This window comes from Acidithiobacillus sp. YTS05, assembly GCF_024396695.1.
In the GTDB taxonomy this organism is placed as follows: Bacteria; Pseudomonadota; Gammaproteobacteria; order Acidithiobacillales; family Acidithiobacillaceae; genus Igneacidithiobacillus; species Igneacidithiobacillus copahuensis.
This window is the reverse complement of sequence record NZ_CP094359.1, coordinates 333,366-357,616: the sequence shown is the minus strand read 5'-3', so window position 1 is coordinate 357,616 and position 24,251 is coordinate 333,366. Positions and strand designations below refer to the sequence as shown.

The 24,251-nt window shown below is 59.6% G+C and carries 20 protein-coding genes; 7 read left to right on the top strand and 13 right to left on the bottom strand.

Going from position 1 to position 24,251, the window contains the following annotated elements; genetic code table 11:
- Positions 1-9: 9 nt before the first annotated feature.
- On the bottom strand, positions 10-2,337 hold the full coding sequence (locus MQE22_RS01610) for a TonB-dependent receptor (RefSeq protein WP_215885456.1): 2,328 nt from the start codon (positions 2,335-2,337) through the stop codon (positions 10-12).
- Between the two features lie 209 nt (positions 2,338-2,546).
- Entirely contained in the window at positions 2,547-3,296 is a 750-nt protein-coding gene (locus MQE22_RS01605) for a 2OG-Fe(II) oxygenase (protein WP_215871190.1), read from the bottom strand.
- Positions 3,297-3,390: 94 nt separating this feature from the next.
- On the opposite strand from MQE22_RS01605, the gene MQE22_RS01600 reads away from it, so the two are divergent.
- Positions 3,391-4,353, top strand: coding sequence for an EamA family transporter (locus MQE22_RS01600; protein WP_215871191.1), 963 nt, complete (start codon positions 3,391-3,393; stop codon positions 4,351-4,353).
- A gap of 5 nt (positions 4,354-4,358) precedes the next feature.
- Here MQE22_RS01600 and lnt read toward each other — a convergent pair whose 3' ends face one another.
- The 6 genes from lnt to MQE22_RS01570 all read right to left on the bottom strand — a co-directional run bounded on the left by lnt (position 4,359) and on the right by MQE22_RS01570 (position 11,176).
- Positions 4,359-5,855, bottom strand: coding sequence for an apolipoprotein N-acyltransferase (gene lnt / locus MQE22_RS01595; protein WP_215871192.1), 1,497 nt, complete (start codon positions 5,853-5,855; stop codon positions 4,359-4,361).
- A 5-nt stretch (positions 5,856-5,860) separates the two neighbouring features.
- Positions 5,861-6,739 carry a CorC family transporter gene (locus MQE22_RS01590; RefSeq protein ID WP_215871193.1) on the bottom strand — a complete coding sequence of 293 codons (879 nt, stop codon included), beginning with the start codon at positions 6,737-6,739 and terminating at the stop codon, positions 5,861-5,863.
- Positions 6,732-7,232 carry an rRNA maturation RNase YbeY gene (ybeY, locus tag MQE22_RS01585; protein WP_226826844.1) on the bottom strand — a complete coding sequence of 167 codons (501 nt, stop codon included), beginning with the start codon at positions 7,230-7,232 and terminating at the stop codon, positions 6,732-6,734. Before ybeY ends, MQE22_RS01590 begins: the two co-directional genes overlap by 8 nt.
- Complete coding sequence (locus MQE22_RS01580; protein WP_215871194.1) at positions 7,229-8,203, bottom strand: PhoH family protein; 975 nt, start codon at positions 8,201-8,203, stop codon at positions 7,229-7,231. The genes ybeY and MQE22_RS01580 overlap by 4 nt, the downstream gene beginning before the upstream one ends.
- A gap of 10 nt (positions 8,204-8,213) precedes the next feature.
- On the bottom strand, positions 8,214-9,554 hold the full coding sequence (gene miaB, locus MQE22_RS01575; RefSeq protein WP_215871216.1) for a tRNA (N6-isopentenyl adenosine(37)-C2)-methylthiotransferase MiaB: 1,341 nt from the start codon (positions 9,552-9,554) through the stop codon (positions 8,214-8,216).
- A 140-nt stretch (positions 9,555-9,694) separates the two neighbouring features.
- A complete protein-coding gene (locus MQE22_RS01570; protein ID WP_215871195.1) occupies positions 9,695-11,176 on the bottom strand; it encodes a protein adenylyltransferase SelO in 1,482 nt (493 codons plus the stop codon).
- 80 nt (positions 11,177-11,256) lie between these two features.
- On the opposite strand from MQE22_RS01570, the gene MQE22_RS01565 reads away from it, so the two are divergent.
- Both MQE22_RS01565 and MQE22_RS01560 read left to right on the top strand, forming a co-directional pair.
- Entirely contained in the window at positions 11,257-12,540 is a 1,284-nt protein-coding gene (locus MQE22_RS01565; RefSeq protein WP_215871196.1) for a DUF445 domain-containing protein, read from the top strand.
- Positions 12,541-12,684: 144 nt separating this feature from the next.
- Positions 12,685-13,011 (top strand): hypothetical protein, encoded by a 327-nt coding sequence (locus tag MQE22_RS01560; RefSeq protein WP_215871197.1) that lies wholly within the window; start codon positions 12,685-12,687, stop codon positions 13,009-13,011.
- Here MQE22_RS01560 and murI read toward each other — a convergent pair.
- From murI to glgC, 5 genes are read right to left on the bottom strand one after another with little or no spacing between them, the layout of a single operon-like run.
- Positions 13,008-13,793: a glutamate racemase gene (gene murI, locus MQE22_RS01555; protein ID WP_215871198.1), complete on the bottom strand. Its 786-nt coding sequence runs from the start codon at positions 13,791-13,793 to the stop codon at positions 13,008-13,010. The genes MQE22_RS01560 and murI overlap by 4 nt on opposite strands.
- Positions 13,793-14,734: an ROK family protein gene (locus MQE22_RS01550; RefSeq protein ID WP_215871199.1), complete on the bottom strand. Its 942-nt coding sequence runs from the start codon at positions 14,732-14,734 to the stop codon at positions 13,793-13,795. Before MQE22_RS01550 ends, murI begins: the two co-directional genes overlap by 1 nt.
- Entirely contained in the window at positions 14,731-16,731 is a 2,001-nt protein-coding gene (locus tag MQE22_RS01545; protein WP_215871200.1) for an alpha-amylase/4-alpha-glucanotransferase domain-containing protein, read from the bottom strand. The genes MQE22_RS01550 and MQE22_RS01545 overlap by 4 nt, the downstream gene beginning before the upstream one ends.
- A 12-nt stretch (positions 16,732-16,743) precedes the next feature.
- Positions 16,744-18,441, bottom strand: coding sequence for a glycoside hydrolase family 57 protein (locus tag MQE22_RS01540; protein WP_215871201.1), 1,698 nt, complete (start codon positions 18,439-18,441; stop codon positions 16,744-16,746).
- Between the two features lie 4 nt (positions 18,442-18,445).
- Positions 18,446-19,747: a glucose-1-phosphate adenylyltransferase gene (gene glgC, locus MQE22_RS01535; protein WP_215871202.1), complete on the bottom strand. Its 1,302-nt coding sequence runs from the start codon at positions 19,745-19,747 to the stop codon at positions 18,446-18,448.
- 159 nt (positions 19,748-19,906) lie between these two features.
- Between glgC and MQE22_RS01530 the strand changes: the two genes are divergently transcribed.
- The 4 genes from MQE22_RS01530 to MQE22_RS01515 all read left to right on the top strand — a co-directional run bounded on the left by MQE22_RS01530 (position 19,907) and on the right by MQE22_RS01515 (position 24,243).
- Positions 19,907-20,476, top strand: coding sequence for a class I SAM-dependent methyltransferase (locus MQE22_RS01530; protein ID WP_215871203.1), 570 nt, complete (start codon positions 19,907-19,909; stop codon positions 20,474-20,476).
- A gap of 33 nt (positions 20,477-20,509) precedes the next feature.
- Positions 20,510-21,022: a chorismate--pyruvate lyase family protein gene (locus MQE22_RS01525; RefSeq protein WP_215871204.1), complete on the top strand. Its 513-nt coding sequence runs from the start codon at positions 20,510-20,512 to the stop codon at positions 21,020-21,022.
- Positions 21,019-21,885 (top strand): 4-hydroxybenzoate octaprenyltransferase, encoded by an 867-nt coding sequence (gene ubiA, locus MQE22_RS01520; protein ID WP_215871205.1) that lies wholly within the window; start codon positions 21,019-21,021, stop codon positions 21,883-21,885. The genes MQE22_RS01525 and ubiA overlap by 4 nt, the downstream gene beginning before the upstream one ends.
- A gap of 219 nt (positions 21,886-22,104) precedes the next feature.
- Positions 22,105-24,243: a primosomal protein N' gene (locus MQE22_RS01515; protein ID WP_215871206.1), complete on the top strand. Its 2,139-nt coding sequence runs from the start codon at positions 22,105-22,107 to the stop codon at positions 24,241-24,243.
- Positions 24,244-24,251 lie beyond the last annotated feature (8 nt).

Sequence of the window (24,251 nt, the reverse complement as noted above, 5' to 3'; positions counted from 1 at the left end):
TGCGCCAACTCAGAATTTGACGCTCACGCTGCCAAATATTTGCAACGGAGCACCGGCATAGGCAAACAAAGAAGGTTTCTCAGTGGGGTCATAACCTCCAGTCGCAAGGTAAATATCAGATTCATATTTACGGTTTAGCAGATTATACAGCCCCAATGTAAAGGTGGTCTTGCGTACTCCAGGGATAAGCTGGTTGAACGCTACCGTTTGGTAATTGGCAGACAAGTTGACTAGGTTATAGGCGTTTATAGTTTCGTTGGTTGGCCCACCACTGACATTATCATATAGCGTTTGTCCGCCAGAATACTGATCACTAATGGTTGGTTCCACGATTCCTCCGGGCACCCGGATCTTGTAGGAGGCGGAAATATTGAAGGAATAATGAGGAATCCCAGCCAATCTCATACCATCAAAAGACTGACCGGAATTGTTGTGATCGCTGGTATAATAAGAGTGCTGCACGTTGGCCGATCCATAGAGATATAATTGCCACACTGGTTTCCATTTTACATAAGCATTGACACCCTGATAAACCGCATTGCCAAGATTGTATCCGGAAGCATTGAATTGTGTCACAGATCCAGAAACGCCGTTGAGCAGATTCGTCAGATAGTCATGATAATAGTTGATACCGGCATTAAGAGTATTATCGTGAAATCTCAGCCCCGCTTCATAGTCCTGTGCCTTGGTAATCGGAATATCAGCCGGATTGATTTTAATGCTCTGCAAATAGGCGCCATAGGCCAAGTCCGTCTCATTCTGATAGGTTTCGCTATAATTTGCATAAATTGAGAAATTTTTCGTTATCCGATAATTTATACCAACGGATGGTTCCAGACGAGTGAAGTTGGTTTTTGCCCCGGGCGTTGCGGTGATATAAGTGGCCGTCGTATCCGGATTTATCAGATCGCTCATGGAGGTATAAAAACCAGCCAAGGCAAGACCGGGAGTAATCCGCAAATTTCCGTGTAACAGTTTTGCCGTATCCTGGGCAAAGAGATCACTAAAGAGACTGTTGATTTCCACATTATTGTACACATAGGGATTCTGTTGGGAAGTTCCCAAATAGGGATTCCATAGCTCCTCATTGGTATCGTATTGCTGGTAGGACAGCCAGCCACCAAGGGCAACGTCGTTATAGTGAGAGTGCAAAGTCACGTCCAGGCGATCACCAAAGGAATTGTTGGTGGGCGCGTAGTGCTCTGCGGCTTCGGGATTATAGGTTGTCGCACCGTAGTTGAAGTAAGCTTGGTGCAGACGATACGCATGCCGATACCAGGGGGTATTTTTCAGTTGCCAGCCAGCGCCCAGATCAAACAATTGCTGTGAGTAGAGAATCCAGGAGTCGACAATATCGTCCTTGTACCATAGATCAGCAGAAGGAACATAGTAAAATCCACTGGTCTGCTGACTCAGCAGCTGACCGGGCTTGCCATAGCCATTTACGGTGTACCCTGAAATTGGCGTTACAGGGACAGTAAGGCTGTGTGTTGCATCGGATTTTTCATAATAGAACCCAAGGGTGAATAGTCCGTTGGAGAAAGGATGGGCAGTTTTCATGTATACCGACCAGGAGTGCTGCGGCCAGTTGCTCGGCCCCTGAAAAAAGGAATTTGCACTGGTGTATCCGCCAGCTAGGACCGTAGACCAGCCATGGAATGCGCCGGTATTAACCGAGAAACTTGCCGTCTTGCTACCGTAGCTACCGAAGGAAAGGTTCGCTTTCGCGTTGAATTTTTCGGTAGGCTGTAGCGGAACAAAGTTAATTGTTCCTCCCATACTGTCGTACCACCGTTGCTGGGGGTTACCTGGACCATATACCACGTTAACGCCGTGGATCATAGTGAGGATGGGAATCTGACTGGAGTTCCACTGCCCGTCATTGGTGATTTGGTTGTTCATGGGCACGCCATCGAACAACACGCTAATCTGGTTGCGATAGGTATTTCCACTCCACCAACCGATCCCCATGCCGTTTATGGTGATATTGTAGCGCCCCGATCCATTTTGTGGATTTTCGCTCATGATATGGACCCCTGGTGCCGTTGCCAGCAATCCTGCTGCACCGGAGTTGGGGCTGATCATTTTCTTGTTTTCTTCGTTCAGCGTGACCACCGACTGCGTCGACTGGAATACCTGCTTATTCGTTAGTGTCTGGTGCAGGGGCGCGGTTTTCTTATCGTATTCACTCAGCTTCGCAGAGGAGGCCGTACCGTTCACCTCCCCCACATTCACTGCAGACTGGCTGGGGGTGGCATCGGCAGCAAGAGCAGGTAGGGCGGCAACTTGGGCAGACAGGGCGACGGCAATGGACGAAAGCAATAGCTTTTTCTTCATAGCGATCCTCAGCGGTAAGTTTTATGACCGCGAAATCGTATCACCAGAATGTTACACTATGATGAAAGCTAGATGACAGTTTTATGTTATTTTTATGACAAATAGCTGACAAACACGGCATCGATCAGATTTTATTGCACAATTCCAAAAAGTTTCGCCCAAGTGGAAAATCGTTTTGAACGACACAGGATCTGTGGTACTGGACCATACTACCCCGCCAGACGGTAACCGTCTGCGTCCTTGCCACGAATGCGGCGCCAGAGAACTTGGCCACTCAGGCGGTTGGCGACAACGATAAAGACCTTGCGGTAGGCGCCCGGGGGACAGCTCACAGCTTTCACCGCATGCCAGGAGTGATCGGTCTGGGCGAAGAGAAAACTCTGGTTGCCTAAAACCCGCGAGGCGGCCACCTCGCGCAAGTCGGAAAAATCGGGAGCCGAGTGCCGCGGCCATCGGCCAGCATCGTCCGCCAAGACCAAAGTTTGGCCGCCCCAGGACTCGTCCCAATCGTCTTCGGTATTGCAATAGAAAATGTGCGAGCCGATCTTGCGTCGCGCGTCGGTATGCGGGGATACCGACGCGCCAGCCGGGGCGTAATGCCAATGCATGGTCAGGATCACCGGACTGCGCGGGCGCAGGCCGAGCATGGTACGCCAAAAATTCAGGTAGGCCGGGGAGTGCAATTCGGTAATGAACTGCCGCCACAGGGGCGACAATTGCGCATCCAGAGATGGTCGGTACTGCAAGGCCAGACGATCATGATTTTTCTGTCCATGGGCGCGGGTTTTACCAATATGGTTTTCAAACAGTTCCGGCGATGGCAATTGAGCGCAAAGTTGAGGAAAGACTTCGGGGCGGATGAAGTCCCTGATCCGAAGCCAGGGGTAGGGCGCAGTACCCTGAAATCGTTGCGCGTTTGCCGAACACCCCTGCACTGTCTCGTCCCATAGAACCTTCATCGTCTTGTCCTATGCTTGCTATCTGTCGACAGTATAATACAGGCTAGGTATCCATTCCATTTACCGCGCTGGGCAAACTCTCTACTCTTCGTCGATGCTGATTTTTCCATTACGTGTAGCCCATCTGGAAATCCCCCTGTGGATTCCCATCACCCTCTTTGCCGCGATCATGCAGACCTGGCGCACCGGCCTGCAAACGCGACTGAAAGGCACACTGAGCGCCGAGGCCGCAAGCTTTGTGCGTTATCTGTATGCTCTGCCCTTGGAACTTTTGGCACTGCTCTTTCTGCTCTGGCGTTTTGGTGACGACCCATTTATCGGGACGCAGCCGCTCTTTTTGTTCTTCTGCCTGGCAGGTGGCGTCGCGCAGATCCTTGGCACACTCTTTCTCGTGCGCTCCTTCCACAGTCGCGGCTTGGTCACAGGGACCGCCTACGCCAAAACCGAGGCGGCACAACTGGTGATCTTGACGGTACTGTTTCTGGGTTCCGAGATCCAGGCCATGGCCATCCTTGGCATCTTTCTGGCATTGCTCGGCGTCCTGTTGCTGTCTGGGCAGGGCTTCGCATTTGTAGAGCGCGACTTTTGGCGCGGCCTACGCGAGCCCGCCGCCCGCTATGGATTAGCAGCGGCGTTTTCCTTTGCGCTGACCGCCATAGCCCTGCGCGCTGCCAGCCAGCACGGTGATCCCCATCTTCCTGTCTTAGCTCTGGGCTTGTGGATGCTGCTGGTCACCAATACCCTGCAAACCCTCTTGCAGGGGTCCTGGCTCTTATTGCACAAGCGTGCAGACCTGCGCGCCAGCCTGCACCAATGGCGTGTTGCCTGGCCGGTTGGCGTGCTCTCGGCACTGGGTTCCTGGGCGTGGTTCAGCGGTTTTGCATTGACGCAGGTCGCCCTGGTGCGCGGCCTGGGGCAGGTGGACACCCTGCTCGTCTTTCTCTTTGGCCACCGCATCCTGAAAGAACGCCTCGGCCGGGCGGAGATCGTTGCGACGCTCCTGATCGTGCTGGGGGCCTTGTGCATCATCGCGCCCGACATTCATTGGCACGGTTGACACGGTTAGGACTGCGCCTTCCGGCGGGGCCGCAAGGCCCAAAGTAATAGGAGTAACGAAAGGCCGAGGTAGGGCCAGTTGCCATAGCGCGCAAAAGGCGTCTCGCCAGCCATCGGCTGAATGCGCGCATTGAGGGCGGCATAACTGAACTGCGGCAGTTGCGCCAAGACCTGTCCGGTGGGCAGGATCACCGAAGTAATACCGGTGTTGGTGGCGCGGATGTCGGGCTTCTGCTCTTGCATCGCCTGCATTACCGCCATCTGCAGGGTCTGTGCCGAGGCCGTGCTGTGGCCATACCAGGCGTAGTCACTGCTGTTGACGAGGAAGGTTGCCCCTTGAACCACTCCTTTGCGCACATCACGGGAGAAGGACTCTTCATAGCAGATGGTCATTCCTGCCTTTTGCCCGTCCACCGGCAGTACCGAAGATCCGTCTCCCGGGGTAAAGCTACCAAGACCCGGTAGAAAATGATGCACCAACGGGCCGAGAATCCTGGGAAAGGGGATATACTCGCCAAAAGGAACCAGATGTTCCTTGCGGTACCAGCGAACCGGCGCATTTCCGTCGATTTCCATGATGGCATTGTAGTAACGCCCCTGGGCATCTTCGGGAATGCCGATCATCAATACGGCGTGGTATTTGGCAGACCAGGCCTGTAGTTGCTGGATGAGCAGCGGGATCTCCGTTTGAAAGATGGGAAAGGCGGTCTCTGGCAGAACAACGAGCTGTGTTCCCGGCGGACTCGCCACGATCAGGCGCACATAGCGCTCGAGGATGTCGTTGATGCGGCTGGCATTCCATTTTTCGCTGATGGGAATGTTGCCTTGCAAGAGCCGCACCTGCAGCGGCGCGCCGGTGGGATCGGTAAAACGGACGGTGGCGGCAAAAAGGGCCACGGCAAAGATCAGCAGAATGGCCGAAGCGCCCATGGACCAGACCGCAGCATTCCGCCGCTGGCTGATGACCCAGGCGCCAATACTCGCCACCCCCGCCGTCGCCAGTCCCACCCCATATTGGCCAAGCCAGGGGGCATATCCAGAAAGAAAATCTCCGGCCTGGGTATAACCGACCGCCAGCCAGGGAAAGCCGGTCGCCACCCGCGCTCGGAGGAACTCGGCAAAGACCCAGAAGAGGGGCAAAAGCCACCAGCGTGCCGTCGGCGAAAAACGTCTGGCCACGCCCATCGCCAAGGCTGGATAGAGGGCACAATAGGCAGCCAGCAGCGCCACCGCCGCCCCTGCCAGAGGCCAATCCATATGGGCAAAGTTGTGCAGAGTAATAGATAGCCAGTACACCCCGGAACTGAAGGCCGCAAAACCAAAGAGAAAGCCCAGCCCCGCAGCACGGCGCGGCGAGCTGCTCCGCTGCACCAGCAAAAAAAGGAGGCCCAAAAGAACGAAGGCGAGCCAAGCCTGGTGAAAGGGTGCAAAGGCCAAGGGCCAAACTGCACCCAGGGCAAGTGCCGCGAGAGTGGGCCAGGTCCGGATCGGTGAAAAAGTCATGCCGCTTAGAGTTCCGCGTCGCTATCGCGTTCCACCGTCGTTACCCCCGCGGCAGAACTGGGCGCGGTCAGACGGAAACTCTGCACACGCCGGCGATCAGCGCGCAGGACTTCCAGCTGCAGGCCCTGTACGCGCAATTTTTCTCCCACCCGAGGAACGTGTCCCAGCTCCCGACTGACCCAGCCACCCAGGGTATCGGCATCGTCATCCTCCAGCCGTACCGCAAAGGCGGCATTGAAATCCTCCAGAGGAATCAGGGCGTTGACCAGATAATCGCCATCTTCGCGGGGGACGATCATGACGTCTTCGTCGATGTCATACTCATCTTCGATCTCGCCGACAATGATCTCCAGCACATCCTCGATGGTGATCAAACCGGCAACACCACCATATTCGTCCACCGCCAGAGCCATGTGATGACGACCGGTGCGGAATTCGTAGAGCAGGTGGTCGAGATGCTTGCTGTCGGGGATGTAGGTGGCCGGCCGCAAAAGCTCTTCGATCGTTGGTGTGGAACCTTGCTGGCAGGCGCGCAGCAGATCCTTGGCGAGAAGAATGCCGCGCACATCATCACGATCATCACCGACCACCGGATAGCGAGAGTGGCCCAACTCCACCACGCGGCGGATGACCTCGGATACGGGACGGTCGATTTCGATGACTTCCATTTGTGCACGCGGGATCATGACATCGCGGACGGTCATCTCGCCGATGCGAAAGATGCCGTCGATCATGCGTGCCGATTCGGCATCGATGATCTCTCGCTCACTGGCCTCGCGGATCAGCTCGAGCAGACCCTCCTGATCCTCGACATTACCCCGCAGGGACTGGGTGAAACGCTCCCACCAGCCGCGGGAGCGCTCGCTACTTCGGTCTTCACTCATTTGCTTGCATACGATACGGGTCGGCCACACCCAGTTGGGCCAGTAAACGGGTCTCCAGCGCCTCCATGCGGCTGGCTTCCTGCTCTTCCTGATGATCATAGCCGAGAAGATGCAGGGCACTGTGGATGAGGAGATGGCGATAATGGTCACGCAAAGGCTTACCCTGTTCCTCGGCCTCGCGGCTGATGACCGCGGGACAGAGGAGAATGTCGCCCAAAGGACGGCTGCGACCAGGCCAGATTTGCGTCGGTGCCGGGAAGGAAAGGCAATTGGTGGGCTGCGGCCGCTGTCGGAACTGCTCGTTGAGCGCGGCGATCTCAGCACTGCTCAGGAATTGCAGGGAGACCTCCAGACGCTGGCCGTCGGCGTCAGAGTCCGTCAGGGCCAGGGCCAGGGCAGCACGCAACAGGCGCCGGGAGGGAATCCCTGCCCGTTCCGCTGCGCGCAATTCCGGACTCAACTGCATCCGCAAGACGAAACGTGGAGCACTCATGCTGGGGCATTCCCGCGATCATAGGCTTGGACGATTCGCGCCACCAAAGGATGACGCACGACATCGGCACTATGGAAAAAACTCATCGACACCCCTTCGACGCCGTTGAGGATGTCGATGGCCTGCACCAGTCCGGAAGGCTGCCCGCGTGGCAGATCTACCTGGGTGACATCGCCGGTGATGACCACCTTGGCACCGAAGCCCATCCTGGTCAAAAACATCTTCATTTGTTCTGGCGTTGTGTTCTGCGCCTCGTCGAGGATGATGAAGGATTCGTTGAGGGTACGACCACGCATGTAGGCCAGGGGTGCCACCTCGATGATCTGCCGTTCCATCAGCTTGGCAACCTTCTCAAAACCGAGCATCTCGTAGAGGGCGTCATAGAGTGGGCGCAGATAGGGATCGACCTTTTCCGCGAGACCGCCGGGCAGAAAGCCAAGGCGCTCCCCCGCTTCCACCGCCGGGCGCACCAAGACCAGACGCTGCACCTGCTGTTTGTCGAGCTGCTCGACGGCGGCCGCCACCGCCAGATAGGTCTTGCCGGTACCTGCCGGCCCCACGCCAAAGGTCAGATCATGCTGACGGATGGCTTGCAGGTAACGGCGCTGCCGCGGCCCGCGGCCGTTGATCCAGCCCTTACGGGTGAGAATCCCGGCGATCTGTGCGCTGTCGCTGTCGTTCTCGGCCTCCAGGACATGGGCCTGGAGGCAATGATGCACCCACTGCTGGCTCAGGGAGCGTCCCGCCCGCACCTGCCCATAGAGTTGCCGTAACACATCGGCGGCGGCCTGCACGGCGGCAGGCTCGCCACTGAGGTGGTAACGCTCGCCGCGCTGGGAAATGACCACGCCCAGTCGCCGCTCTACCTGCTTGAGATGGGCATCGAGTTCCCCGGCGAGTTCTGCCAGCTGTGCGGCACTGGCCCCCTCGGCGATGAACTCCCGATGTTCCGCGGGCGCGGCAGGCTCCATCGCTGGCGTCTCAGGAGGCCGCACGCATAGCCGTCAAACGCCCACGCAGACTGTTGGGCAGGGCTTCGGTGATCTCCACCGCCAGCATCTGCCCCGCCAGCCCCTTGGGCCCGGCAAAATTGACCGAGCGGTTGCAACCGGTCTTGCCGGTCCACTCGTTGGGGTCACGCCGCGACGGGCCGGTCACCAGGACATTCTGGGTGCTGCCCACCAGGGCGCGGCTGTAGTCCTGTGCCAGCTGATTGATGCGCGTTTGCAGGATGGCGAGGCGCTCCTCCTTGACCGGCTCAGGAACGCTGTCTTTCAGCTTCAGGGCCGGGGTATTGGGACGGGGGCTGTATTTGAAGGAAAAGGACTGGTCGAAGCGCACCTGGTCGATGAGATCCATCGTCGCCTGAAAGTCGGCATCGGTCTCTCCCGGGAAGCCAACGATGAAATCTGAGGAAAAACGGATCTCCGGGCGCGCCTCGCGCAGGGCCGCCACCTTCTCGAGATACTCCGCGATACTATGCTTGCGGTGCATGCGCCGCAGGATACGATCGGAACCGCTCTGTACCGGCAGATGCAGATGCGGCGCCAGAACCGGTAGATCCCGGTGCGCGGCAATGAGGCGCTCGCCCAGGTTGTTGGGGTGTGAGGTGGTATAGCGCAGGCGCTGTAGCCCCGGCAAGAGCGCCAGACGACGCAGGAGATCGGCAAAATCGGCATCACCGATCAATCCAGAAGGTGCACGATAGGCATTGACGTTTTGCCCGAGCAGGGTGATTTCGGCAACTCCCTGATCGAGCAACTGCCGCACCTCACGCACGATCTCCGGCAGCGGCCGGCTGTATTCGCGCCCGCGGGTATGTGGGACCACACAGAATGTGCAAAATTTGTCGCAGCCTTCCTGGACTGTCACAAAGGCGGTCGCCCCCTGCCGCCCCGGTCGCTCCGGCAGGCGGTCGAATTTTTCCAGCTCGGGAAAGCTCAGATCGAGCTGAGGCTGCCGCTCCGCCAGTCGTGCGTCGAGCAGATCCGGCAGGCGATGCAGGGTCTGCGGCCCAAAGACGATATCGACAAAGGGCGCACGGCGGCGCAGGCGCTCACCTTCCTGACTGGCGACGCAGCCACCGACGGCGATCAGCGGCTGGGGATCTCGTTCTTTCAGCGGACGCCAGAAGCCAAGTTGAGTGTAGACCTTGTCCTCCGCCTTTTCGCGGATAGAGCAGGTATTGAGAATGAGCAGATCGGCTTCCTCCGGAGTCTCGACGAGCTCCATGCCGTGACTACGCGCCAGCAGCTCGGCCATGCGCTCCGAGTCATACTCGTTCATCTGGCAGCCAAAGGTTTTGATGTAGAGATGCCGCAAGTTCGCTTCCAAGACTTCCTTCTAAAACGCCATGATACGAGGGGGATGGGGGGCTGGCAAGGCGGCCGCGGGACGGTTCACGATGGCAATTGTTTTGCCAGCACTGCAAGAAGTTGGGTACCGCAAACCGAGGGGGATAGTCAGGTTCCACAAAAGGTGCGATACGGCCCGAAGCTGCCGGGCATTGGCTCGCTATAGGGGAGGTACTCGAGGCGGGCGGTGTAGGGATCGGCAAGGACGGTCAGGAGTTTTTCCAGGAGACGCGAGTCATTGCTCTGACTGGCCGCGGCGAGGGTGATTTCTACTTGGTGGTTACGCGGGATATAGAGCGGATTGACCGCATCCATGGCAGCGGCTACGGCGCCGGCGGGCCGCGCATCCCCCAGGCGCGCGTGCCAGCGTGCCCGCCAGGAGGCCCAGCTCTCGGGGATCGCGGGAATACCTAGGCGCTCTCGCTGCGCTGGGTCCATGTCCTGCAAATCTGCCGCCAGACTGCGGAAGGCGAGGGTGAAATCGGCGTGCTCCTGGTCCAGCAGCAGCAGGAAGTCTTCCATCAGCGCGCCGTCTTCCGCGCGCACGTCAGGGATCCCGAGTTTTCGTGCAAAGACTTCCCGCCACGCCTGCTGGTAGAGCTGCGGGAAACGCTGCAGGGTCTCTGTGAGGCGGGCGATGGCCTGGTCGACATCATCAGCCACCAGGGGTACCAAGCATTCTGCCAGCCGCACCAGATTCCACTGGCCAATGCGTGGCTGCTCGCCATAGGCATAGCGGCCGTTCTGATCGATGGAGCTGAAGACCGTCCCCGGATCATAGGCATCCAGGAATGCACAAGGCCCAAAGTCGATGCTCTCGCCGGCGATACTCATGTTGTCGGTATTCATGACGCCATGGATAAAGCCCACCCCCATCCATTGCGCGATGAGTCTTGCCTGCCGCTGCATCACCGCATCGACAAAGGCGAGATAGCGCTCACCTCCGCACAACTCGGCGAGCTCAGGATAGTGACGCGCAATCGCATAATCCGCCAGGCGACGCAGCAGGTCCTCCTGCTCGCGCACGGCAACAAACTGAAAGGTGCCCACGCGCAGATGGCTGGATGCCACCCGCGCCAGGATCGCCCCCGGCAGTGGCTGTTCGCGCTGCACCGTTTCGCCGGTGGCAACGACCCCCAGCGCGCGCGTGCTCGGAATACCCAAGGCATGCAGGGCTTCGCCGATGACGTACTCGCGCAGCATCGGCCCAAGAGCGGCCTTGCCATCTCCCCCGCGGGAGAAGGGGGTACGCCCGGAGCCCTTCAGGTGCAGGTCCCAGAGTTTCCCCTGGGGATCACGGATTTCGCCGAGCAACAACGCGCGGCCATCGCCAAGTTGCGGGTTGAAAACCCCAAATTGGTGCCCGGCGTAGGCCTGGGCAACGGGGCGGCTGCCGGAAGCCAGGCGTTGTCCGGAGAAGAGTGCCGCGCCATCACTGCGCAATGCCGCCACCGACAGACCCAATTGTGCGGCCAGGCCCTCGTTCAAGAGCAGGAGCTTGGGGTTGGGGACAGGCGCAGCCTGCCATTCGCTGTAGAGCCCTGCCAATTGTTCAGCAAAGTTGCTTTCCAGCTGCAATTCCGTTTCCATTTCCTGCTCCTGTCTGCTCCCGCGCACAATGACAGAAAGACCAATGCCCGGGCAAGAGAGGACAGTGCTATGCTTGGCGCATGCAAAGCCCAACTCCCAGCAATCGTCTGCGTCGGAATCGTCGCGCGGCACTCGCCCTTCTCCTGCTCGCCTTTGCCCTTTTTGTCTGGGCCGCTTTGGAGAATGGGCAGGGAGGCTACGCCTGGTTGCTCGCGGCCAGCGAGGCGGCTATGGTCGGCGCCCTCGCCGACTGGTTCGCGGTGGTGGCATTGTTCCGCCATCCTCTGGGGATACCCTTCCCGCACACCGCCATCCTGCCGCGCCGCCGCGACCAGCTGGCGCGGCGCCTGGCAGAATTCATCCGCGAGCACTTTCTGCAGGAAGACGCCATCTTACGTCTCGTCCAACGCTATTCTCTAGCGAGTGGCCTGGCCTCCTGGCTACGTCAAGCTAAAAATCGGGCGCTTTTTGCCGAACAGGTGCAACAACTCGTCTATCGCGCCCTGCAACTGGCGCAATTGGAGCCCTTGCGACAAAGCCTCGCCAAGAGTCTGGGGGAGCAACTACGGCAACTGGATCTGTCGCGCTGGACGGCGCAGCTCCTGCAACTCCTGACGGAAGATGGCCGCCACCAGGCCTTACTCAGCGACGCCATCGCCCGCCTCGATGACTGGCTCACGCAGGAAAGCGTACAAGAAGAATTGGCGGAACAAATCGAGAGACTACTGCAACGCGCCTATCCCACGTTGTTTTCCTGGCTCGGAGCGGTCGTCGACCCCGCCAATCTGAGTCGCAATCTGGCCCGCAATCTGGTTCGCGCGGCGCAGGAGACCCTGAGCGAGATCCATCAGGACCCCGAGCACCCCAAGCGCCAGGCCTTCGACCGCTGGCTCCAGGAAAGTCTCCTGCGCCTGCAACAGGATCCAAGGCTACAGGCACGCATCCGCCGCTGGCAGGAAGGGCTGCTCGCGCACCCGGCGGCGCGCGACTACGTAAGCCGCGTGGTAAACGATCTGCAACAATGGCTCTTGCAGGACCTGCAGGCGCCCCGGTCCCGCAGCCGTCAGCTCTTGCGCCGGGGCGCGGGTTGGTTTGGCGAGCTGCTGGATACCCAGCCGCAGTTGCGCCAGGCGATCGACGGCTACGTGGAAGAGAGCGCGCGCCGCCTGCTCCCCACGGTGCAGGAAAGCTTCACCAAGCACATTGAGGACACCATCCGCGCCTGGCCAATGGCCGACATGATCCGCGTCCTGGAAGAGGGTATCGGCAGCGATCTGCAATACATCCGTATCAACGGGACGGTGGTGGGACTGCTGCTCGGGCTGCTCATCCATGCCCTTTTCATGCTGCTGGCGACGGCATGAATGGCTCTTTCGGGACTTCTGAGCCAGTAGAGAGCGGTCCAATCGGGGCAGTGCCGGTATCGTCAGCACACATACTCGCGGAGTAAAGAAACGGAACATTTTTTGCTTGACGCAATGCAAGATTTCACTAGAGAGGAGTAGATCATGAAGCCGTTGCTTGTCAGCACCCTTGCCTGTGCCACCCTGCTCTGCAGCAGTCTCGCCTTTGCCGCCAATGCCAGTGACGCCCAAAAGGCGATCAGTGCTGCCCAGGCCGCCATGGCCAAGGCCGAGAGCATCCACTACCAATGGTTGGATACCCCGAAATTCCTCAAGGAGGCAGAAGCCGCAGAAAAGGCCGGCAAGTATGATGAGGCGGTTGCCAAGGCGCAGCACGCGGAGGAGTTGGCCAAGCTCTCCTACGCCCAGGGTGAAGCGCAAGCCAAGAAGTATAACGTCAGCCTCGGCAAGGACGGTATTACCCTCAACTAAAAAGGCAGGATTCGGGCGCGTACTCCCGCGCCCTGCAGGAGCCTTTGGGCAGCAACCATTTTCTGTTCAGCATCCGCCGAAGCGCTAAAGTGCAGGGTCAGCGGCTCACGGGGGGCCGCCGGTGGCGGCGGCTCGCAGCGATGCAAAAGACGGTAGAGCTGCCGCGCCACACCATCATTGCCATCAAAGATGGCGCTTCCGCCAGTCCACACAGAGATTTCCTCACGCAGCCAACAGTAATGGGTACAACCGAGAACCAGCGCTGTTGTGTCCCCAAGCTGTGCGGCGATTTTTTCCTGCCAGTAGTCGCTGGCGCGCTCGCGCCAGTCCACGCGTTGTCCCTCGATAATTTCCATCCAGCCCGGGCAGGCCAGCGCCCGTACCCGGCGTTCCGGATCACAATCCCGGAGAAGTTTTTCGAGCTTGGCGCCGCGCACGGTAAGCTCGGTAGCCAACAACAGCAGCTCTCCGCTGCTTTCCTGCAGAGCCACCTTGATGGCAGGCTCGATACCGATGATGGGCATGGACGCGTATTGGCGCAGTGGTGCTGCGGCAGCACTGGTGGCGGTGTTGCAGGCGATCACCAGGGCATCGACATCGAGTTGCAAAAAGCGCTGGTAGGCCGCCTTCGTAAAGGCCTGCACCTCGGCCACCCTACGATCACCATAGGGTGCGTTGGCGGTATCCGCAAAAAAGAAATATTCCGCTTCCGCGAGATAGCGGGTACAGGCCAACCACGTACTCAGACCGCCAAGGCCCGAGTCGAAAACCCCGACCCGCATCAGGCGGTCAGCACTTCTCGGGCGAGCAGGGCCGCGCCACGCATACCGGCTTGATCATCGCCATTGCCGGCGGCGATCTCTACGGTGTCTTGCAGTGCCGGAATCATGTTGCGGCGCAGTTGCTGACGCAGCTCTTCGCCGAAACAATCCCAGGCCGCACTGAGCCCCCCGCCCACGCGAATCTGACGAGAGTCCAGCACCTTGACGACATGCGCCAAGGCTTGGCCGAGATGTTCCGCCAAGGTTTGAAACGCCCGCAATGCTCCAGGATTCTGATCCTGTGCAAGCTGGGCGATGATCTTGGGATCGGCTGCCATGCCGGTGTATTCCAGATAACTGGACACCAACCCCTGCGCCGAGGCGTATTGTTCCAGGCAGCCCTGGTTGCCGCAGCCGCAACGTCGTCCACCGGGCACGACGATGAGATGGCCAATCTCCATCGCCGCACCATCTTCGCCGCGCCACGGGCGCCCGGACTGGATCCAGCCCCCCCCTACTCCCGTACCCAGCCCGACATAGATCAAGGACTGCATTTCGGGATGGTCCTGGCGCAAGGCCCAAAATTCGCCAAAGGCTGCCGCATTGGCATCGTTTTCGAGCAATACCGGCACCTGCAACTGCTCGCTGAGCCGTGCTTCCAAAGCAAAACTTTCGAGATGTGGGATATTGGGTGACTGCCGCAAGAGCCCGTCGGCGGTCACGAAACCCGGAAAGGCAACCCCCACTCCGTCGATCTGCGGGCATTGCTCACGCAAGCGGTGATAGCCACTGGCAAGGGCCTCCAATACCAGCTGCTGCGCCGTACCTACCTCTCCGGCCTGGGCGCAACGTTCCCGCAGGTTCATTTCCGTGCGGTAGCTGGCGACACACTGCGCACCGTCAAAAACGCCAAAGCGTACATTGGTACCGCCCACATCTATCCCGAGATACAAAGCACTCATCTGCGTTCCACCTGAATTTGCAAGGAGGCAGAAAACTCCTCGCCAACGACAGGCCAGGTCAGCTCCAGCACCCAAGCCTGCATGATCTTCTCAAAGCCGGCCTCGGACTGCGAGACCGTCCGGTGCGGCCAAGCCTGCCAGGCTGTCTGCTCAGAAAGCTGAATCTCGACACTGCCCCCCAGCACCGCGTCATCGAGACGAAATTCCCGTGCGCTACCGGAGAGCGTCGCGGCGAAGCCCCCGACCACGGCGGCATCCACAGACAGGCAGCCTGCCGGTCCATCACAACTCGGCATGGCCAGATAGATACGCGTAGTGAACGTCGTTGCGGCAGCCTGTATCCCTTTGCCCGCGTAGCGAACGGATAGACAACCGTTTCGCAGATCAAAGGATTTTTCGAGTTCCCAGGCTTCCTGCTGGGCCAGGAAGCGCGGCGTCTTCGCCCCGGCGATGGCTTGATATTGCAGCGCTTCACCACCCAAGCGATCGACGAAGCTTTGACAGGGGAGATCATCGAAAAGCAGATCGTCCGCGTGAATAGCCGTTTTGAAACTGACCCGGTCATGGGCCGAGGCAATGCCGCCAGCATTCTCCGCTTCTGCCGCGCTTTCCCCCTGACGGATCTTGTCGTAGTAGGCCTCGTCGTGGCGTGCCAGGGTATCGGCAAAATCATGCTCGCTCGGGTAGTGATTCCATTCTTGGATGCTGGCGTAGGGCAGATGCAGCACAATCTGCATCTGCGCATCATGATAGAAGCACTCTTCGCGGCCATCGAGGTCGACATCTTCCCAGATCATCGCCGGCCGTTTGCGCACTTGGTCGAGCCCTGCTTCGAGACGCGTCAGGTGATGGTGCACGGCACGCCGCAAATGCGGAAGATAAATACCGCCAAAGAGCCCGTGCCAATACGCATCGTTGGCCTGCGCCGCGTGCAGATCAGCACGCAGGGCCTCGGTCTGGCGTCGCTTGGGCAGGGCATGAAAACGAGCAGACAACTGCAACATGCGCTTGTGCATCCAGTTGGATTCGGGATAGCGATGCAGGAAGCCCTTCCAGATTCCCCCGCGGATGAGGGCCTTGCGCGCATCCAGACGCCCCGCATCACGCTCCTGCTGCAAGAAGTGTTCGTATTCCCGCGCCACATTAGGGCTCAGGGTCCATTCGTTCATTTCGCTGTAGGACACCGTCGGCAGGTAGATCATGCCGCGCGGACGCCGGGCCTTCCGGTAGGCAGCAAAATGCTGCGTTTCGATGCTCTCCGAGGCCAGCACGCCCTCGATGAACTGTGCAAGCCAGCCGCGTTCGTAGACCCAGTTGTAGGTTTCCGGCCAGAGTCCGAATTTTTCGATGTCATCGAAATAGATGGCCGCAGTACCCGGCTGTTGCGCGCCTTGCTCGTGCAGAAAGGCAATGGCATCCGCCACCTCGGAAAAGGGCAACCGGTAGCGTAGCGCCTCGGAGATAGGAAAGACATCGATAACTTGGCCATTCTCCTCGGTACGATAGAAACTGCCGAGATCCTCTCTTTCCAGCCCCGCGCAAAGAAAATGATAGTCATCGACCACCACATAGCGAATGGCGGAGTCGACCAGCGCCGGCACCACCGAGGGATCCCAGACGCGTTCCGTCAGCCAGGCGCCTTCCGGGCGCTGGCCAAATTCTGCCTGCAGCCGGTTACTCATGGATTGCAGCTGTTCGATACGGTCAAGGTAGGGAAGGGCGGCGAGCACCGGCTCGGTGTCGCCGGCTCCTACCAGCTCCACCTGCCCACGCGCCACCATGCTGCGCAGGAGTTCCATGGTCTGGGGATGGCGTTCGGCCAGATAACCCAACAGCCAACCACTGCTGTGAAAGGCAAAGACAAAGTCGGGATAGCGATCGAGCACCTGCAAAAACGGATGATAACAACGTGCTACCGCGTCGTCGACGACCTCGGGAAAATTACCAATGGGTTGGTGGGCATGGACTCCAAACAGCAGGGGCAGGGCATCGGGCATCGTTTGCTTTCCTCAGGTGTGGCCACGGCGCATGGTACCACCAGCCTCGGCGCTGCCGCCGCCCTGACTGATGGCCTGATCGAGTTCCGCTGGCGCTGACTGCTCCAGCAAGTCGTAGAGTTGCCGCAGGTGATCGCGGTACAGGCCATCAAAGTCCCGTACGGCATCACCAGGGTTATAGTCGCCAAACCACCAGAACCAGTCCGATCCCTCACAGCGGGAGAGCTGTTGGCGAATCGCTTCCTGGCGCTCGGCGGAAAAATTGCCGATCTTCTGGTCCACTACCAGCTTGACATGGCAGAGCAGATCCCAGGCACGATTCTTTCCCGGGTCACCAATCCAGGTACTGAAATTTCCATAGACCCAGCTACCCGCGGCGAGCTTGGGCAGGTCTTGGGCGGCATCGCCATGATCGCGCACATAATCACCAAAGGTACAGAGCTGAATATGCGGGTGGTTACTCAAGAGCCGGTAGAGCTCGCTGAGAAAATAATACCCATTGTACGGGTAGTATTCCCAGGCATTCTCGCCATCGAGAATGACGCTAACCACTGGCGCCGGCTGATCTTCGGTATCGCGCCAGATCGCCTCCAGACGTTGTACAAAGTCCGTCGCCGCATCATGTCCGGACCAGGTCTTGTAGTCGAAGCCGATGCGATCCGAGAGCGAATCATCCCGGAAGAATAAATGCGGTCCCTGACCGGCGGAACGATAGGCACGGTACAGGTACTTCGCCCGTCCCCGCGCGGGCGCACGGTCCGTAAAGGACTGATGCAGGCTGCGCCCGAGCACACCTTCCCCCGAAGCCGTCCACTGCACCCCCTCTTCGCCCAGCAACTCCACGAACTCTGCGGAAATCCCGCCTTCGGCCGGCCAGATTCCGCGGGGAGGCTCGGAAAAATGCTGGCGATGACTTGCCAGCGCTCGTCGCAATTGCCGTTGTACTCGCTCTTTGCCACCCGGGTATTCCGTACTCTCCGGCAAAGCGGCATCCGGCAAGCCGTCGCGCGCCGTCTGAAAATCCAGCAGCAGGGGCGCGATCGGATGCTGGTACGGCGTCGTGGAAATCTCGATCCGGCCCGCCTCGGCCAGGGCCTGATAGCGCGGCAACAGGCCAGTAATAGTCTCACCCAGACAGGCGAGCAGCGCTGTGCGGTCGGCGGCCGTGAAGCCGCTGCCCTTGGCCATCAAATCCTGAATCGTTGCACTTTTTCGGCGCAGGGTCTCGCCTGTCCAGGCCAAGTGATACCAAACCAGGAGATCTGCCAGGTATTGCACTGAAAGGTAATCGCCCATCTCCGCGGCGTCTTGCCGGATGAATTGCCAGAGATCGTAGAGACGCCGGTAGGCGGGAAAGGGATTGAGCATGTGCTCGGGGTCCAGGCGAAAGCACTGGTCGAGTATGATGTGCCGGTCTGCCACGCCAAGGGTCTTGAGGTCGGGGGAAGCCAAAGCCCGCAGCAGCGGATCACGAAACTGGCGCGTGCGAAACTGCTCGGCATAGTCGTCGAGTTGCTCGAGGAGCACCGGCACGAAGTTGAATACCACCCGCGCCAGGGGATTCTCCTCCAGGTGCGCGACCATGTCGACGTAGTCCTTACAGGCGTGCAGATAGGTCCAGGGGAAACGATATGTCCCCTGGGCGTCGCGGTAATCCGGCTGATGCATATGCCAGCAGAAGACGACATGCAGGGAGCGCGCTGGCGTCATGCCGTCACCTCACAAAGTGTAGCTGCTGTCCGAGAGATTCGGGGGTGATCAGGGTCACGCCGTTGGGCGTGCGATGAAAGCGCCGCGCATCCTCTTCCGGGTCTTCTCCAACGACAAGGCCAGCCGGAATGACCGTACCCTTGTCCACCACCACCCGGCGCAGCCGCGCGCCCTCACCCAGCCGCACATTGGGGAGAATGACCGAATCCTCGATCAGGGTGTGACCATCATTGACTCGCACGTTGGAGAACAGTAGCGAACGCCGCACCGTCGCACCACTGATGATGCAACCGCCAGAAACGATGCTGTCGAGCGCCACACCGCGACGACCATCATCGTCGAAGACAAACTTGGCCGGCGGCAGCTGTTCCTGGTAGGTCCAGATCGGCCAGCGGCTATCGTAGAGATCGAGATCCGGGGTCACATGCACGAGATCGATATTGGCGGCCCAGTAGGCATCGATGGTACCGACATCGCGCCAGTAGCAGCGATGACTGTCGGAGCCGCCCAAACCGGTGGTCACGCAACTGTGGCGGAAGCGATGCGCCATCACCCGGTAACGGGAAATCATGTAGGGGATCAGATCATTGCCAAAATCGTGGCTGGAGTGTGGGTCGTCGGCATCGCGAATGAGCTGCTCATAGAGGAAGTCGGTGTTGAAGACATAGATACCCATACTGGCCAACGCCTTTTCGGGGTGGCCGGGCAGCGGGGTCGGGTTTTCCGGCTTTTCCGTAAAACCGACGATGCGGTCTTCATGGTTTACCGACATGACGCCGAAGGAGCGGGCCTCCTGCAGCGGCACCTCGATACAGGCCACGCTCATATCCGCCTGACTTTGCACGTGTTCAGCCAGCATCTGACCATAATCCATACGGTAGATGTGGTCACCGGCGAGGACCATCACATAGCGGGGGCGATGCGCCCGCAAGATATCGATATTCTGAAAGATGGCATCGGCGGTGCCCTTGTACCAGCCGGTGTTCATGCGCTGCTGCGCCGGAAGAATCTCGATGAACTCGCTGAATTCGCCGCGCAGGAAGCCCCAGCCGAGCTGCAGATGGCGAATCAGACTGTGGGCCTTGTATTGGGTCAACACCCCTACTCGGCGAATGCCGGAGTTGATGCAGTTGGAGAGGCAGAAATCGATGATGCGAAACTTCCCACCAAACGGTACGGCAGGTTTGGCACGCCAATCCGTCAGCGGTCCCAGGCGGCTGCCACGCCCCCCCGCCAATACCAAGGCCAGGGTATTCTTGGTGAGATTGCTGACGAAACGCGGTGAATTGCTGAGGGCTTCGGACATATTGGCGACTCCGGAGGCAGGTGGCCCAAAAGACTTTCGTTGAAATAAGTATAGTTACTCTGCCGCGCTTCCCTTCTTCCTGCTAGGCTTGTAAGAGAAAATACCGCATACCCAGGCGCCGGAGCAAGGCACCCACCCTCGACAGGAAACGCTATTGGCATGAACACACAGCAGAAAAATACCGGATTCTGGCACTTCACCCGCGAATTTTTTCGTGATCCCCGCGGTATCGGTGCGCTGTTTCCCAGCTCACCTTTTCTCGCCAGACGTATGGCTGGGCTGGTACCGAGCGGCGAGGGAGCAGTAGTCGAGCTTGGACCGGGACTCGGCCCAGTGACCCACGCTCTACTGGAGGGCGGCATCGCCAAAACCGATCTCATACTGATTGAACGCTCCGCCAATATGGTCCAACACCTGCGGCAGGAATTCCCTGGGGTAGAGGTCATTCATGGGGATGCTGCCGAACTGGCCACCCTGATTGGCGATCGTCTGCCGGTACGCGCCATCGTTTCCAGTCTGCCCCTACGCACCATCCCACCGAAGATCGTCGGCCGCATTCTGGGGGAATTTCCCAAGTGCGCCCGGCGTGGTACCGCCTTCATCCAGTTTACCTATCACCCCCTGCACTCCTGTACGGGTCTGAGCGGCAAATTTACCCATCAGCGAGCCAGCTATGTATGGCGAAACCTGCCGCCGGCACGAGTCGATTGCTTTCACTTCGGCGATTGACCACCTTCGGCAAAGGCCGGATCATGGCGGCCCATGATCCCTTCGCGTCGCCACCGTCGTCATGCCGCCTGGGCACTCTGGCCTTGGTTATGCCTTCCCGCCTCTCTCACCGCGGCCTTGCGTCGTGCCTATGGGGCAGCAGATTGGCCGCGCGCGCGCGTGCTCGAGTGTGGTCGTGCCCGCCCCCATCCCGAGGAACGTCGCGCCCTGGGCCTGAATCGAACGGCTTGGGTCTACTGGCGAGAGGTGGAGCTGCATGGCCCCGACCCGCAAAAGCCTGCCATCTGGGCCCGCTCCAGTTTTCCCTTGCGCGCTATTAGCCAGGGGCTGCAACCCCTTACCCGCCATGGTAGCCGTCCCATTGGCAATACCTTGTTCCGCCATCGGCGCTTACGGCGCAGCCCCATCCAGATTGATGCCTATCCGGTCTATGGTCCACGCCGGCGTTGGCGACGCAGCTCGATATTGCAGCGTGGGGCGCGACGGGTTTGGGTGGAAGAGCACCTGCTACCGGACCTGCCGCGCTGGCGTGGACGGGGCCGATGAACGGCCGTTGGCGGAGCCGTTTAGCGGCATACGGGGCGTTGATGCGCATCGATCGCCCCATCGGCACCCTGCTCTTGCTCTGGCCGACCTATTGGGGGCTCTGGCTGGCGACCGGCGGCACGCCCCCCCTGGAATTGTTTCTCATCTTTACCCTGGGAACCTGGCTGATGCGCTCAGCAGGCTGCGTCATCAACGATTATTTCGACCGCGACTTCGATCGCCAGGTCGCCCGTACCTGTAGCCGCCCCCTGGCCAGTGGCAAGATTCGCGCCCGGGAAGCGTTGCTGCTATTTGTTGTGTTGTGCCTCTTGGCGGCTGCGCTTTTGCCGTTGCTGAATCTCCTGGTGTTCTATCTGGCCATCGTTGCCGTTGCCATCAGCGCCGCCTACCCCTTGTTCAAACGCTTCACCCATCTACCCCAAGCCTTTTTGGGCCTGGCTTTTTCCTTTGGTATCCCCATGGCCTTTGCGGCAGTGCAAAACCATATACCAGCCATGGCGTGGTGGCTCATGCTCGCCAACGCCTGTTGGGTAATCGCGTACGATACCGCCTATGCCATGGCCGACCGGCCCGATGACCTGCGCGCCGGGATTCGTTCAACCGCCGTTTTGTTTGGGCGCTTCGACTGGCTTGCCATTGCGGCTTTCGAGCTGGCCATGCTTGCCATTCTGTTGGTCATCGGTCTGGAGCTGCAGCTCCACTGGCCGTACTGGTTCAGCTTGACCGGCGCAGCAGTGCTGTTTCTCTACCAGCAGAGCCTTCTCGACGGCGATCGCGACAAAGCCTTTCGTGCTTTTCTCCACAACAACTGGGTAGGATTATGGATTTTCTGGGGACTGGTGGCCTCTCTCGGCCATTACTGAAGGAAGAATCAAGGATCACTTATACACAGTCTAGCCATGTACTGACGCTGGCAGGAGAAAATCAAGCAGTTAGCACGAAATATGAAAAATAGTTTAGTAAACAATAAGTTATGAATGCCTATTTTTTAGGCATCGGCAAAAAAGGTAGCTGGCTCAAACGCTTTACGCAGTTGGACCCATTTCCTGCACAGACTTATCCACAGAAATTGTGGGAAACTCATGAATCGTGAAACACCCTGTATCGAAGTTGTTATTCTCGGTCCCCTGACGCAAAGCTTCAGCTATCGTTCCGCCCTTCCCTTGCCCGCACCTGGCTGCCGTCTACGCGTGCCCTTTGGGCGTGGGGAACGCATTGCTATCGCGATCGGCCCATGTCCTTGTCCGCAGGACATTCTCGTCAAGGATGTCACCAGCGTCCTGGACTGCGAGCCCCTGCTCCCCCGCTCCCTGCAAGCCTTGCTGGCGTTCGGCAGCCACTATTATCACCACCCGCTTGGGGCGGTATGGGAAACCGCTCTGCCGGCGCGGCTCTGCCAGGGGCACCCCGTCCCCGCGCTGACTCCCACGGTCTGGCGCCTGCGGTCTGATACCAGCCCATCAGAAAAGGGTCTGGGGGCACGGCAAATCGATCTTCTCCAGCGCTTACGCGAAGGCAGGGTAGCCAGCGCAGGACTCGACAGTAGCGATCGTCAGCGCCTGCGTCAGTTTCTCGCGGACGGATGGATAGAAGAGGCCCCGCCCACTTTTCAGACTCGAGAGTCGCCGCTTCACCTCCACTCCGAGCAGGCCGGCGCGGTCGCCGCGATCCGTGCGGCCTCCGCATTTCAACCTTTTTTACTCGACGGGGTCACCGGCAGCGGCAAGACCGAGGTCTATCTGCAGGCCATGGAGCCACTGGTGCTGGCGGGAAAACAGGTGCTGTTTCTGGTACCGGAGATTGGACTCATCACCCAGACCGAGGCGCGCTGCGCTGCCCGCTTCGGGGCGGATCGCGTCGCCGTCTATCATTCGGGCCAGAGCGACGGGGAACGCCTGCGGGTCTGGGCGCAGGCACGCCAGGGTAGCGTTTCCGTCCTCATCGGCACGCGTTCCGCCGTTTTTGTGCCGCTGTTACAACCTGCTCTGTTGATCGTCGACGAAGAACACGATCCCTCCTACAAACAGCACAGCGGTTGGCTCTATTCTGCCCGCGATCTGGCCCTGCGCCGCGCGCAACTCGAAGAACTTCCCATCGTTCTCGGTTCCGCCACACCATCCCTGGAGAGCCTGCACAATCGCCAACGGGGCCGCTATCGCGACCTGCGTTTGCGCGAACGCGCCAGCGCCAAGCAACTTCCGCAAATCGAGATTTTACCCCTGCGCAAAAAGCGCCTGTTGGCGGGGCTGGACCCCATCCTTCTGGGCGCCTGCGCAGAGACCCTCGCCAGCGGTCAGCAGGCGTTGTTTTTTCTCAATCGACGTGGCTTTGCCCCGGCCCTGCTCTGCCGTGCCTGCGGCCATGTACCCCACTGTCGCCGCTGCTCGGCACCCTTGACCTGGCATCGCCGCCAGGCACGTCTACGCTGTCATCATTGCGGGCTGGAGGCCCCCGTACCTAGCCAATGCCCCGATTGCGGTGCCAGCGAAATCACCGGTATTGGCATGGGCACAGAGGGCCTCGAAGATTTTCTGCGCGAGCGCTTTCCCGACGTGCCCCTGCTGCGTATCGACCGCGACGAGGTACATAGCGCCAAACAACTGGCAGAGCGCCTGCAAGAGGTCCTGCACACTCGGCCGGCCATCCTGCTTGGCACGCAACTGCTCAGCAAAGGTCACCATTTCCCCGACGTCAGCCTGGTGGGCATCGTGGATGTAGACCAGGGACTGTACAGCGCCGATTTTCGCGCTCCGGAACGCTTGGCCCAGACGGTGATACAGGTGGCCGGTCGTGCCGGCCGCGGCGACACTCGGGGACGGGTCATCCTGCAAACGCACCTTCCGGAACATCCCTTGCTGCTTGCCCTGCAGGGTGGTGCGTACGCGCCCGCAGCAAGCCAACTCCTCCGTGAACGCCAGCAGGCAGGCCTGCCCCCCTTTCGCGCCCTCGCCCTGCTGCAGGCCGAGGCGCAGCGTGCAGAACCCGTCTATGCCTTTTTACGCGCAGCACACGCCTGCATTGGCCCAGAATTGGAGTGCAGCGGCCCCATTCCAGCTCTGCTCGAACGCCGCGCTGGCTATCACCGTGCCTACCTGTGGCTCGAGGGCAAAAGCCGCTCCGCACTCCATCGTGCCTTGGCTCGGGCCGTAGATCCCCTTGGCAAATTGCCCCAATCGCGGCGGGTACGCTGGAGCCTGGACGTAGACCCGCAGAATTTTTAGGGTCTGTG

Coding starts and splice junctions, on each gene's coding strand:
- MQE22_RS01610 (WP_215885456.1), bottom strand. CDS start 2,337: ATGAAGAAAAAGCTATTGCTTTCGTCCATTGCCGTCGCCCTGTCTGCC.
- MQE22_RS01605 (WP_215871190.1), bottom strand. CDS start 3,296: ATGAAGGTTCTATGGGACGAGACAGTGCAGGGGTGTTCGGCAAACGCG.
- MQE22_RS01600 (WP_215871191.1), top strand. CDS start 3,391: ATGCTGATTTTTCCATTACGTGTAGCCCATCTGGAAATCCCCCTGTGG.
- lnt (WP_215871192.1), bottom strand. CDS start 5,855: ATGACTTTTTCACCGATCCGGACCTGGCCCACTCTCGCGGCACTTGCC.
- MQE22_RS01590 (WP_215871193.1), bottom strand. CDS start 6,739: ATGAGTGAAGACCGAAGTAGCGAGCGCTCCCGCGGCTGGTGGGAGCGT.
- ybeY (WP_226826844.1), bottom strand. CDS start 7,232: ATGAGTGCTCCACGTTTCGTCTTGCGGATGCAGTTGAGTCCGGAATTG.
- MQE22_RS01580 (WP_215871194.1), bottom strand. CDS start 8,203: ATGGAGCCTGCCGCGCCCGCGGAACATCGGGAGTTCATCGCCGAGGGG.
- MQE22_RS01570 (WP_215871195.1), bottom strand. CDS start 11,176: ATGGAAACGGAATTGCAGCTGGAAAGCAACTTTGCTGAACAATTGGCA.
- MQE22_RS01565 (WP_215871196.1), top strand. CDS start 11,257: ATGCAAAGCCCAACTCCCAGCAATCGTCTGCGTCGGAATCGTCGCGCG.
- MQE22_RS01560 (WP_215871197.1), top strand. CDS start 12,685: ATGAAGCCGTTGCTTGTCAGCACCCTTGCCTGTGCCACCCTGCTCTGC.
- murI (WP_215871198.1), bottom strand. CDS start 13,793: ATGCGGGTCGGGGTTTTCGACTCGGGCCTTGGCGGTCTGAGTACGTGG.
- MQE22_RS01550 (WP_215871199.1), bottom strand. CDS start 14,734: ATGAGTGCTTTGTATCTCGGGATAGATGTGGGCGGTACCAATGTACGC.
- MQE22_RS01545 (WP_215871200.1), bottom strand. CDS start 16,731: ATGCCCGATGCCCTGCCCCTGCTGTTTGGAGTCCATGCCCACCAACCC.
- MQE22_RS01540 (WP_215871201.1), bottom strand. CDS start 18,441: ATGACGCCAGCGCGCTCCCTGCATGTCGTCTTCTGCTGGCATATGCAT.
- glgC (WP_215871202.1), bottom strand. CDS start 19,747: ATGTCCGAAGCCCTCAGCAATTCACCGCGTTTCGTCAGCAATCTCACC.
- MQE22_RS01530 (WP_215871203.1), top strand. CDS start 19,907: ATGAACACACAGCAGAAAAATACCGGATTCTGGCACTTCACCCGCGAA.
- MQE22_RS01525 (WP_215871204.1), top strand. CDS start 20,510: ATGATCCCTTCGCGTCGCCACCGTCGTCATGCCGCCTGGGCACTCTGG.
- ubiA (WP_215871205.1), top strand. CDS start 21,019: ATGAACGGCCGTTGGCGGAGCCGTTTAGCGGCATACGGGGCGTTGATG.
- MQE22_RS01515 (WP_215871206.1), top strand. CDS start 22,105: ATGAATCGTGAAACACCCTGTATCGAAGTTGTTATTCTCGGTCCCCTG.